An 11,058-nucleotide genomic window follows, 5' to 3' on the forward strand; every position below is an offset into this window, starting at 1 on the left:
ATCGCAGCGGACGATCTCGTCCGCCAAGCAACCATCAGGGCTGATTGCACGGGAAAAAACGCCCACGCAATCCGCACGGACGAAGTCCGCCCTTGACAATCGCTCTCATAGAACCGCTGACACGGCCCTGAAACCGCTGACCGGCTCCGTGTGCAGAGACAGCTCCGCGCCCAGTGATGTTCTGAATTTGTGAATGCGTCAGGAGGTTCCCTGACGGTTGGAGGCTTCTCGAGGCATTAGCGGGCGAGCTCCGTCTGTCTCACTTCACCGTGACTGTACCGCTCATCGCTGCCCCGTGGATGGTGCAGTGGTACGAATAGGTCCCCGCAGCGCTGAAGTGCCTCGAGTACGTTCCCGTCGCTTGCGTCGGCGAGGCGATCCCGTCATCGAAGGTGACGTTGTGGCTGCTGCTCCCGGCCCACGTCCACGTGACTGCGCCGACGGCGACGGTCGTTGCGGCCGGGGAGAAATAATTATCGCTGACCGTCACATCGTTGCCCGTGCCAGACCCGTTTGTGCGCGAGCCGCCGGGGCCGGTGTTTCCTGAGCTACCGCTTCCGCAGCTCGCGTCGCCCAACAAAAACATCGCGCCAATGGCAATCGACAAAGAACGCACCGCAACGACCCCTGCGAGAGGATTCACTAACCTCTGCGGAACGCGCCAGGAGTCAACATGGCCCGATGCGTCATCACCTGCGCCGGAGGAGCGATGCGCTCCTCCGGCGGAGGCACGGCGTCGCCTCGATCAGTCGTCCTGGTCTCGCTGGCCCATGAAGACGATGCGGTAGATCCGCCCGCCCTGGTCGTCAGAGACGTAGAGTGATCCGTCGGGTCCTTGTGTCACGCCGACAGGCCGATGCTTCGCGGTGGCCGGAAGCGGACCGGTCGAACCCGCAAAGCCGTCGGCGAACGTCTCGGCGGGCCACGACGCCGTGCCGGTACGCGCAAACGGGACGAACTGCACCTGGCAGCCCTCGTTAGGCGGCGGTGCTCGATTGAAACCGCCGTCGAACGCGATGAATGCACCACCGCGATAGCGCGCCGGGAACTGATCACCGGTGTAGAAGAGCATACCATCCGGTGACCAGTGCGCGCCGAACGTCGCGAGTGGCTGATTATAACTTGCGCAATCGATTCCCTGGGGACCACGCACGCGCTGTCCGTCGCCGCCATATTCGGGCGCCAGCACTTTCTTGTGCTCGGTAATGGCGTCGAAGTAACAGTACGGCCAGCCATTGTTGCTGCCTCGTGTCACGCGCGCCATCTCCTCCGCCGGGAGGTTTGCCCCCTGATCTTGCGTGTAGAACTGGGGCCAGTTCTCGAAGAGCATGTCCCTGCCCTGCTGCACGGTGTAGAGCTCACCATTGGAGGGGCCGATCGCCAGCGCGACCAGATTACGATATCCGGTCGGTAGTGCGTTCCAGACGACTCCGTCTGATTCGTGCCGCGCGCGTCGAAGAGCCAGACGCTCGCGCGAATCGGCAGTTCCGGACACGGAAACACACCGGGCGATTGGAGCGCACGGTTCGCGACCTGGCAGGAGTTCGAGGCCGAGCCGATGTTGAGGAAGAGCTGTCGGTGGTCTCGTAGAACGATCGTCTTGCTGATGTGGTCACCCGTGTTCGGCAGACCCATCGCGACGACCTCGGGATTGTCGATTGGCGTTAGGCGGCCCGCCGGCAATTGGAAGCGCAGCACGCGATCGTTCGCGCCGAAGAAGAGACGGCCGTTGTCCCAGGCGATGCCGCTCCCGCCCAGCCCGGGACTCAATTGCGATTGTTCGTCCGCGTGACCATCGCCGTCGCGGCCGGTACGCTCGACGGCCCGGTTGGCCGCTCGGTGCACGCTCCAATCAGAGCGAGCAGAATGAGGGTGACGCGAATCACGTACGAGTGCGACTGCATGATTTCCTCCCAGCAGACTCGTGAGCCGCGGCCGCCTTGCGAGCGGGCATGCTTCCCTGCGGCCCTTCCGCAGCGGAGGAATGCGCGGCGGCCCACGAATCCAGGGACGAGCGATTTGATTCACCTATCGTGACGCTGACACGAGACGTTGCAAGCTCGGGCGTGCGACGCGTCCAACGTCGTTAGGCAAGAGGCAACCGCGAGCGAAGAAGTGCACGCTATTTCCGAGTGCGTCGCGTGCCGCGCACAAACTCGGCAAGGTCGCGGTCGAGCCGCTGTGGAGCATCGAGCTGCACCGCGTGACCGACGCCGTCGTACACGAGCAGCTTCGCACCAGGGACTGTCGCGGCGATGTGGCTCGCCGCGCTGACCCGCACCACACGGTCGGCACTACCGTGAATGACGAGCGTGGGCACGCGGATGGCCGCGAGCACGTCGTCGTTGTCGAGCACGCGATTGAACATCGCGGCCCGAACCGCCGGCGGCACCATCATCGCGCTTCCGTACGATCGCTCCCACAACTCGCCGCGCAGCGGATTGGCGAACAGCCGGGTGAGCGCGCGTGTCCCGTCGATACTCTTTTGCACGTCTGGGGAGAGTGCGTCTCCGAACACCGCCAGCACGTCGTCGGTGAGATAACCCGTCGCTTCCGGTGTGCCGTTCTTCGTGACGGCAGCGAGGAACACAACTCCGCCGATCGCCGCGTCGCCGTAGCGACGGAGGTAGTCCGAGATCACGTAGCCGCCGTACGACCAGCCGACCAGTACGGGACGTTCGAGGTGCCTTTCGCGAATCAGCGCGTCCAAGTCATCCGCCCACAGCGTTCCATCGGTATACTTGGCGGCTTCCAGGGGCTTGTCGGACGCGCCATGCCCCCGAAGATCGTACATCACCAGTCGAAACTCCGTGGCCAGCGGACCGGCGAGCTGACGCTCCCATGACAAGTAACTTCCGGTGAAGCCGTGGATGAACACGATGGATGGTCCGCCGGCGTTGCCTCCCTCGTAGAAGCTGAGATTCAGTCCACCTCCGCCGGCGATCGTCCCGGATATCAGCGCCGGCAGCAACGGAAGCTCGGCGTCGGCGGATGCGGACGGCGGTCCGTCGGCCACAGTGTCGACCAGCTCACCGTCGCGACACGCGAACGAGAAGAGCAGCGGGATCAGGAAATGGTGGTAGCGGGTCCGCGAGCGGCGGCTGTTCATAATCACCTCTGAGGTTCGAGAGGCGCGATCGAGTGGCGCCTTGCCGCGGAATGTCGAACGGCTCACGGCGGATCGAATCGGATGAATCATCCGATGCGTGGCGTCGGCGATGAGGCTATACTCTCACCGCACAGATCGCCCGGATGTGGTGTCGCACCCATGGACCTCGCGCTGCGGCAGGTGGATCTCGCGCGACTCGAGCACGCGCTGACGACGATCCTGTCACCGCTGGCGCACGAGCGCTGCGACGACTGGCGACTCGCCGTCGAGTCGTCGGTCGCTGAGTTGCTCGACGGCGATCACGTCGTCTTTGGCATCCCTCGCGCCGGGCTCGCGATGCATGTCCACTCGACGAACGTGGCGGCGCGGCCGCAGCTCGCGATCCAGACTCTCTTCGGACAGCTACCGGACCTGCCGGCGGATCCGTGGCTACAGGAGGCCGAGCGCGAGCGGCTGCGCTCAGGTGCCGAGGTGTGGAGCAGGCTGCGTGCGTTCTGGCGGGCCGCCGCCGGCCGGCCGGCGGCATTGAAGGGCTCGCCCTTCCTCGGCGAAGTCCTCACTCCCGGTCGCATCCAAGACAGCGAGAACATCGATTGGTCCGTAGCTGGTGGGCACGTCGCGTTGTGCGTCTCGTACAGCAACGCGGAGTCGTCAGTGCGGTCGCGGCGCTCGAGCCCGAGAGGAACGGCGGGCGCGTTGCTCCGCCTGCTGCTTCCCGCGCTCAAGGCCGGAGTGAGCATGCGGCTCGCGCAGGATCAGGAGGTCGCGTCGGCGCCGAGCCTCGCGCGTCTCGGTCTCACCCGGCGCGAGGCGCAGGTGGCGCGCCTTCTCGCGCGGCGCGCCACGAACCGGGAGATCGCCGAGCAGCTTGGGATGAGTCCGCACACGGTGCGGCATCACGTGGAGAATGTCTTCGCGAAGCTCGGTGTGCATTCGCGCCGAGCTATCACATTCCTGTCATCCTGACCGCGCGAAGGATTTACTTGAGCTTGTTATTGGCAGGCTTGACAACGAACTCGCCGTCAGTTCCCCAGTAGCGGCTTCACGAGAGCAAGGAGAGCGTCGATCTCGAACGGCTTTCTGAGACGGCCGTGCGCGACGCAACAGCCGTCGAGCGACGCCAGCAGGTCTTCATGCGCCGTGATGAAAATCGTCGGGGGCAGCGGCGGACGCTCGCGCTCGAGGTAGTGCGTCAGTTCATGACCTCGCATTCCCGGCAATTGCATGTCGAGCACGAGGCAGCATGGCGCGGTCGGTATGGCGCGATTGAGAAACGCCTCCGCTGACGCGAAAATCTCGGCGCGGATTCCCTCGAACCGAAACGCGCGAGCGAGGGACGATCGCATCGACTCGTGGTCGTCGATGATCGCCACCCATTCGTCCGTCGCTGGCCCGAGCGACGCTTGCGCACTGATTGGTATCGGCACCGCCTGCCCTCGTTGGCGCGGCACAACATGGCTAGCCATGAAACGTACCCTCAGCGGTCAACCGGCTTTATTGGACCTTCGGCCAATGGCGGCGATGACCCGAGCAAGGTGCGCGTTGACCAAAAAACACTCAGGTGGACACTCCCGCCGACACGCTCGGGCGGCGCTTGGCATGGCCCAGAAAGATGCTGAATTGCATTGACGTCAACATACAGCGATCTTCCTATAGTCGTCACTAATCGCAGTCGGAGCCGCATGAGCATTGGGGTTTTGTGAGCACGACTACGAACGGTGGATCTGGAAGCGCGAACGGTGACGGCCACAGCGGCTCGCTCGCCCGTGTCCGCCAGCGCGCCTCGATGCTGTTGCGTTCGGAGCGCCGCCGCCTCCTCTTCGATACCGTGCTCCTCGGCGTCGCCGGTGTCGCCGCTGCACAACTGTTCAACTTCCTCCTGGGCCTGTCGCGCAGGCTCTTCCTGACGGCGATCGCGGGTTACCGTCCGCCAGGGCTACCGAGCGAAGGCGCATCCCCACTTGAAGTGATCGGTCCGCACGGGCTGTGGCTCGTACCCGTCGCCATAACGATCGGCGGACTGCTGGTGGGTATCCTCACAACCTGGCTCGCGCCCGAAGCGGAAGGCCACGGCACGGACGCAGTGGTGCGCGCCTTTCACCACTCTGGTGGAGCACTTCGCACGCGCGTCGCTCCGGTGAAGCTGCTCGCTTCAGCCCTGACGATTGGCTCTGGCGGCGCAGCGGGACGCGAAGGGCCCATCGCGCTGATCGCCGCCGCCATTGGGTCGTGGTACGCGACGATTACGAACCGCGGCGACGCGGAACGACGACTCCTTCTGCTCGTCGGCGCCGCGGCCGGACTCTCTGCGATTTTTCGCTCGCCGATTGGTGCGGCGTTGTTCGTGATCGAGGTGCTGTACGCAGACATGGAATTCGAGGCGAGCGCGCTCCTGTACGCGACGCTGGCAGCCATTATCGCGTACGCAATCAACGGACTGTTCGTCGGCTGGGGCGCGCTGTTCCGCGTTCCGCCCATCACTACGTTTTCATCACCACTGTCATATGGGTGGTATGCGCTGCTCGGCGTGGCCGCCGGGCTCTTCGCCACGGCTCTCCCGGTCGTCTTCTACCGCACGCGCGATGCGTTCCGCCGGCTTCCTGTTCCGCCTTTCCTCAAGCCCGCGATCGGTGCCCTTCTGACTGGGCTGCTCATTCTTGCCTTCCCGCAGGTGATCGCGGGTGGATACGGCTGGATTCAGCAAGCGATCGACGGCCACATGGCGTTAGGCACGATGGCCGCGCTCGCGGTGGCAGAAATCGTGGCGCTCAGCTTGACCGTGAGCTCGGGCGGCTCCGGCGGCGTCTTCGCACCCAGTCTGTTCATCGGCGCCATGCTCGGCGGGGCGTGCGCCGCTCTTGGTCACCAGCCTGTTGCGCCATTCGTCGTGGTCGGCATGGCGGCCGTCTTCGCCGGCGCGGCACACGTGCCGATCGCGACGATGATGATGGTGACGGAGATGACCGGCGGTTACACCCTGCTCGTGCCCGCCGCGCTCGCCGTGCTGTTGAGTTATCTCGTACAGACTCGTCTCTCGGGTCGCTTCAAGTATCGGAGCATCTACGAGGCCCAGGTGTCGTCGCGCGCCGATTCACCGGCCCACTATGCTCAGCATCTCGAGATCGCCTTGCGCATCCTCCGCGAAGAGCAGCTGTCGAATCTCAATCTCGGAGAATTGGATCTCGTGTCACTCGTACGGTCGGGAATCCGTGTCGAGCTGTCGAATGACCGGCGCCTTTTCGTCGGCACGCTCCGCGCCGAGAGTCCGTTCGTCGGCACGACCATTGGCACGAGCGGACGCAAGCTCGCGGGAAGCGACACGAACATCATCGGTGTTCTGCGCGGAGAGAAGATGCTTCCGCCGCGCGCCGATCTCGCGCTGGAAGCCGGCGATCGATTAATTCTCATTGGCGACGTGGCGAGCGTCGACCGGCTCCGCGACCAGTTCGATCCTTGGTAAGTCGTTCGCGCCAACACGTACACCCTACGCCATGCGACACCTCACGCGCTCGCTTCTCCCTATTTGTTCGCTCGCGATTTTGGCGGCCAGCGCACCAGTCCCGAAGGGCATGAACATGACTACGCTGAACGCGCGTCAGCCGCGTTGCAGCACGGCCATTGCATGTCAAAAGGCTGCGAACGCAGCCTTTGCTGCAGAGATGGCCAGAAGTGGTACCGAGTGCCGCGAAGTGTCGAATCAACGCGAAGAGACCGCGTGCGTGGGCGCCGCCCTGGACACGACCGAGCGGAATTTCGGCGCGTTCTACGGCGCTCTCGAGAACTTTGTCGGCGGCGATGCAGTGCGTGGCGCGCAGACGATGTGGTTGGATTACCGAAAGAAGCAATGTGAGGGGATTTTCAATTTCTTCCGTCGCGGCACCATCGCGCCGTCGGCACGGATCCGATGCGAAATCGCATTGACGCGCAGCCGGATGCGAGATCTCGACGCACTATTCGACGTCCAACTGCATCATTGACTGACCGCTCGCGATCCGCACCCGCGGTGCGCGTCGGCGCGTCCGCCGCGTTCGCGTTCGTGTTCACGATGGGTATCGTGAACCTCTTCGGTGACACGACCTATGAAGGCGGCGCAAGCATCAATGGTCAGTTCCTCAGCACGCTCGGCGCGAGTGCTGCCGCGATCAGCATCATCGCTGGTGCGGGCGAGTTTCTCGGCTACAGTCTGCGATCTGTCGCGGGTTGGACCGCAGACAAGACCGGAAAATACTGGCCCATCACCTTCATTGGATTTGCGATCAATCTGTTCGCCGTTCCGGCGATGGCGCTCGCGGGAAATTGGCAGGTGGCCGCGCTGCTCATACTCGCGGAGCGCACTGGACGCGCGATTCGCAAGCCAACCGTCGAAGCGATGCTGTCGTACTCGACGGGACAGCTGGGCACGGGGTGGGTGTATGCGCTGAATACCACACTCGATGAAACCGGCGCGACGATCGGCCCGCTGCTCATTGCATTTGCACTCTATCGACATGCCAGCTATCGCGCCGGCTTCTCGCTTCTTCTCATCTCGGCGGCGCTGGCATTTGTCGCGCTGATCGTGGCGCGAATTCTCTTTCCCGTTCCTGCGAGGCTCGAGCAAGGCGAACCGGCGGCCAAGGCCCAACAATTCACACCGGCGTTCTGGCTCTACATGGTAGCCGCCGCGTGCTTCGGTGCCGGTTTAATGAGTTTTGAATTCATCTCGTTCCATCTCGCGAGTCATCACACCGCGACGCTGCAGTGGATTCCAATCTTCCTGGGCATCTCGACCGGCTTCGGGGTGCTCGCGAATCTGGCGCTCGGTCGACTGTACGATCGCGCCGGAATCAGCACGGTCGTTGGCGCGGTATTGGTGAGCGCGCTCTTTTCACCCTTCGTCTTTCTCGGCGGCTTCGGTGTGGCGCTCTTCGGGATGCTGCTCTGGGGCGTCGGTTATGCGACTCAGGACACTTTGTTCAAGGCCATCGTTGCCGATCGCCTGCCCGAAGGGCGGCGCAACTTCGCGTTCGGCATCTTCTACACAGGGTATGGTGGCGGATGGCTCATTGGGAGCGTCGCTACCGGTTTGCTCTATCAGGTCTCGGTCGGGGCCGTCATCGCGTTCTCGATGGCAGTGCAACTCGGCTCGATTCCCGTCTTCCTCTTCGCGCGGCGCAAGGAGTCACGGGCTACTGCGCGCGCCGGAGGTCGAACGCGGAGGCGCGTCTAGCACCCCGGATAGGGGACGTGCTCGCCTACCGCGATTCGCACCCTCGTAATCGTACGTGCGCCGGCGGCCCGAGTAGTGTGACCGCGACGGTCTTCTCCACGTAGTCCGTCGCGTGCGCGCCAACCGACCAATTGTGGCCGTCCGCGCTGACCTCCGCGTTGACGAAAAACCGATCGAAGATGCCAAAGCGCTCGGCCAGTCCGGGGCGATCTCCGCCGCGCGTGCGAGCACGTCCTCTGCCGCCGGGAAATCACGAAGGTCGCTGACGCGCGTGTCCGACAACATCGGCGCGCGCGTGCCCTAGGCTTCGTTGGAGGTCCTCCATCGAGACGCTGAATGAGGTGCGCCATGTTGATCAGACACTCAAGCCACGGAATTCACGTTCGCCCATCTCGGTCTGGTTTCGTCGCGGGCGTCGTCCTGCTCGCACTGAGCGCGGCCTGCCGAAGCAGCAACGTCGACACCCGGGATTCGCGACGCAGCGCGAATCCTGAAGAGGGTGCCGTCGGTATCCGAGTTCCTCGGAGGGTCGCGCAGCCCGCAATTCTCCTGCCGTCCTCTTGGTCTACGTCAGCCTGTGCCTGATTTTCATCCGTGCGATCGGAAACGCTCACGGAGGGATGAGGCGCTGCTCAAGTCTCACCAGTGAAGCCATTCGTCGGTGTCGGACCATGCGCACGAGAAGGTACTGGATTTCCCGACACCCTGTCCAACGCCCTCGCCACCGAGCCGGCCTGCCGCGAGCCTAACGAATTTAGCAGCCTGATATGGCGGCTGTCGCTGCGCACCGTCTTGTGGCCGCGGATTTGCGTTGTTCGCGTCACTCCGGTCGAACGTAGTCGAGATGGCAAACCCCATACCGCCCGGGTGGCCACCTAGACGCCAGCTATTGATTGCGTGAGGAGCTCGACGAGCGTCGCGATTGGTCGCCAATCGTTAGGTGCGAATCGCACGGAGGTTGGATCGCGATCGAGCAGTCCGACGAGCACCTCGCCGACGATGCGGCCACCGACGGGGCCGAGGCCATTTCCGGAGCTTTTCACGTCGGCCTCGCGCAGGATGTAATACCAGAGCGGTGTCTCCCCTCTCCAGCCCGCGTTCGCCGCTCCGATCTCGTCGCCGGAGAGCGGCGTCTCGCCGAGCCGGCGCGCGACGGCCTCTCCCGATGGAAGTCCCACGCCCTGCCCTCGCTGCAGATCACGCACCGCGAGCGAGTGATACTCCTCCACTTCACACTCGCCGGTGAGCGCAACCGGCAGCTCGATCAAGGCTCGCACCAATCGGCCGTCGATGCGCTTCGCGCGCTGTGCGGTGCTCTTCCCTCGCTCGTCGAAGAAACAGCTCCAGTCGACATTTCGCTCGGGCGGCACGGGGCGGAAGCCAATCAAATCCGGAAAGATGGCGAACGACTCGCCTCGCGCGTTGAGCACGTAGCGATGCCGAATCTGCGAATGGCCGTAGCGATACGCGGCGTCGGCGAATTCCAATGGTATGAAGATCTCCGGCCCGGGACGGAAATACCGACAGCCCTCGCGGAGGAGCTCGTCCGTCATGCGTTGACCGATGAGCGAAGGCAGAAACTCGTCCACGATCGCCGTCTGATAGTGCCATCGCAGCTCGCGCGCCGCATTCGAGAAGAGGTCCGGCTCCGCGATGCCGGCCGAGCGTGCCCGGTCGACGAACGCGTTGTGCGCGCGCACGAAGGCGAGGTGCATCTGCGATATGAGCAGATGTGAATCATCGCGCGGATCGCCGATGATCGCCGTGCCCTCGACGTTGCGAAGAACGTCTCCGCCGTCCGGACTCGTCAGCAGCTTGGCGGGATCGTTTCGCTGGTACAGAAATGGATGCCCTACCGGACCGTCGCCATACAAACATTGGAGATCGAGCCGGGGCGACCGCGCGTTGTGGAGCTGTGAAGGGTCGACCTGCGGTTTTGGTGCCGACCGATCCGCGGTGATGTCGTGGGCGACGAACTGCCCGAACAGCGGCCAGCCTGCGGCGACGCGCCCGAGTGATTCCGCCGCATCGCCAGTATCGCCACAGTCGCAGAGTCCGCCAGCCCTCCCGAGTGCGAACAGAAACTCCTGATCGGCGGAGAACGACCGCAGGTCGGGAAAGAGCCTTCCGTACGACGCGGGCACCAGTGGCGCGTCGATCTTTGCTCGCGCGCGCATCGGAGCAAGGCAGTGTGTGTGCTGCATGACTGGTATTTACGGGTCGCGGTGATGCTCGTCTATGGGACCGTCATACCCGTTAGGTTGGATTTCTCTCTTTACACCGAGGAATGACACTGTCCGTCGCGTCGTCAGCGTGGGGGTTGTTCGCGGCGCTGGTAGTCGCGATGCTCGCGGTCGATCTCGCGTCGGACGCGCGCGAGCGTCGCCTCGAGCTGCGATTTGCGCGCCTGCTTAACAAAACTGCTCACCCCAATCCAGCAGGAGATGATTCAGCGTCTGCGTATCTCGGGACATACGGCGCTGGCCGACGAAGCACTCGAATCGTGGCTCGTCGGACGGCCACTCGACGGCGTCTACCTCGGTGGGGATCAGGATCGCCGCGCCGATTTCGATCGCGTCAACAAGCAGGCGGCAACACAATCGCCATCCAAATAGGCGGATGGCGATTGTGGGTTCTTCCGGGCATTCAGGAGAGAACACGATCGGATTCGCTTAGTTTGCGTGATTCGCGTCTCAAGAACCCTGGACTCTCCTGGCGTCGCAGGCATGGAGATCTGTCGGGG

11 protein-coding genes are annotated in these 11,058 nt (G+C 63.8%); 5 read left to right on the forward strand and 6 right to left on the reverse strand.

Features of this window, described 5'->3' with window-relative positions; all coding sequences use genetic code 11:
- Positions 1-259 precede the first annotated feature (259 nt).
- From VGH98_23550 to VGH98_23565, 4 genes are all read right to left on the reverse strand, one after another.
- Positions 260-616: a plastocyanin/azurin family copper-binding protein gene (locus VGH98_23550; protein HEY2378975.1), complete on the reverse strand. Its 357-nt coding sequence runs from the start codon at positions 614-616 to the stop codon at positions 260-262.
- A gap of 129 nt (positions 617-745) precedes the next feature.
- Positions 746-1,495, reverse strand: a complete 750-nt coding sequence (locus VGH98_23555; protein ID HEY2378976.1) for a PQQ-dependent sugar dehydrogenase — start codon at positions 1,493-1,495, stop codon at positions 746-748.
- 271 nt (positions 1,496-1,766) lie between these two features.
- On the reverse strand, positions 1,767-1,904 hold the full coding sequence (locus VGH98_23560; protein HEY2378977.1) for a hypothetical protein: 138 nt from the start codon (positions 1,902-1,904) through the stop codon (positions 1,767-1,769).
- Between the two features lie 218 nt (positions 1,905-2,122).
- Positions 2,123-3,109 carry an alpha/beta hydrolase gene (locus tag VGH98_23565; protein ID HEY2378978.1) on the reverse strand — a complete coding sequence of 329 codons (987 nt, stop codon included), beginning with the start codon at positions 3,107-3,109 and terminating at the stop codon, positions 2,123-2,125.
- A gap of 159 nt (positions 3,110-3,268) precedes the next feature.
- On the opposite strand from VGH98_23565, the gene VGH98_23570 reads away from it, so the two are divergent.
- On the forward strand, positions 3,269-4,075 hold the full coding sequence (locus VGH98_23570) for a LuxR C-terminal-related transcriptional regulator (GenBank protein ID HEY2378979.1): 807 nt from the start codon (positions 3,269-3,271) through the stop codon (positions 4,073-4,075).
- Between the two features lie 56 nt (positions 4,076-4,131).
- On the opposite strand, the gene VGH98_23575 is transcribed toward VGH98_23570, so the two are convergent.
- Positions 4,132-4,536 carry a response regulator gene (locus tag VGH98_23575; protein ID HEY2378980.1) on the reverse strand — a complete coding sequence of 135 codons (405 nt, stop codon included), beginning with the start codon at positions 4,534-4,536 and terminating at the stop codon, positions 4,132-4,134.
- 272 nt (positions 4,537-4,808) lie between these two features.
- On the opposite strand from VGH98_23575, the gene VGH98_23580 reads away from it, so the two are divergent.
- The 3 genes from VGH98_23580 (at position 4,809) to VGH98_23590 (ending at position 8,315) form a co-directional block, all read left to right on the forward strand.
- A complete protein-coding gene (locus VGH98_23580) occupies positions 4,809-6,569 on the forward strand; it encodes a chloride channel protein (protein ID HEY2378981.1) in 1,761 nt (586 codons plus the stop codon).
- 229 nt (positions 6,570-6,798) lie between these two features.
- Positions 6,799-7,086 (forward strand): lysozyme inhibitor LprI family protein, encoded by a 288-nt coding sequence (locus tag VGH98_23585; GenBank protein HEY2378982.1) that lies wholly within the window; start codon positions 6,799-6,801, stop codon positions 7,084-7,086.
- Positions 7,083-8,315 carry an MFS transporter gene (locus VGH98_23590; protein ID HEY2378983.1) on the forward strand — a complete coding sequence of 411 codons (1,233 nt, stop codon included), beginning with the start codon at positions 7,083-7,085 and terminating at the stop codon, positions 8,313-8,315. Before VGH98_23585 ends, VGH98_23590 begins: the two co-directional genes overlap by 4 nt.
- A gap of 875 nt (positions 8,316-9,190) precedes the next feature.
- On the opposite strand, the gene VGH98_23595 is transcribed toward VGH98_23590, so the two are convergent.
- On the reverse strand, positions 9,191-10,519 hold the full coding sequence (locus VGH98_23595) for a peroxidase family protein (protein ID HEY2378984.1): 1,329 nt from the start codon (positions 10,517-10,519) through the stop codon (positions 9,191-9,193).
- A 240-nt stretch (positions 10,520-10,759) separates the two neighbouring features.
- On the opposite strand from VGH98_23595, the gene VGH98_23600 reads away from it, so the two are divergent.
- Complete coding sequence (locus VGH98_23600; GenBank protein ID HEY2378985.1) at positions 10,760-10,930, forward strand: hypothetical protein; 171 nt, start codon at positions 10,760-10,762, stop codon at positions 10,928-10,930.
- The last annotated feature ends 128 nt before the right edge of the window (positions 10,931-11,058 follow it).

It is taken from the genome of Gemmatimonadaceae bacterium (assembly GCA_036496605.1).
Lineage (GTDB): Bacteria > Gemmatimonadota > Gemmatimonadetes > Gemmatimonadales > Gemmatimonadaceae > AG2.

What these genes read in the sequence shown, in the direction of transcription:
- VGH98_23595 (HEY2378984.1), bottom strand. Translation starts at nt 10,519, where the DNA reads ATGCAGCACACACACTGCCTTGCTCCGATGCGCGCGCGAGCAAAGATC.
- VGH98_23570 (HEY2378979.1), top strand. Translation starts at nt 3,269, where the DNA reads ATGGACCTCGCGCTGCGGCAGGTGGATCTCGCGCGACTCGAGCACGCG.
- VGH98_23560 (HEY2378977.1), bottom strand. Translation starts at nt 1,904, where the DNA reads ATGCAGTCGCACTCGTACGTGATTCGCGTCACCCTCATTCTGCTCGCT.
- VGH98_23565 (HEY2378978.1), bottom strand. Translation starts at nt 3,109, where the DNA reads ATGAACAGCCGCCGCTCGCGGACCCGCTACCACCATTTCCTGATCCCG.
- VGH98_23600 (HEY2378985.1), top strand. Translation starts at nt 10,760, where the DNA reads ATGATTCAGCGTCTGCGTATCTCGGGACATACGGCGCTGGCCGACGAA.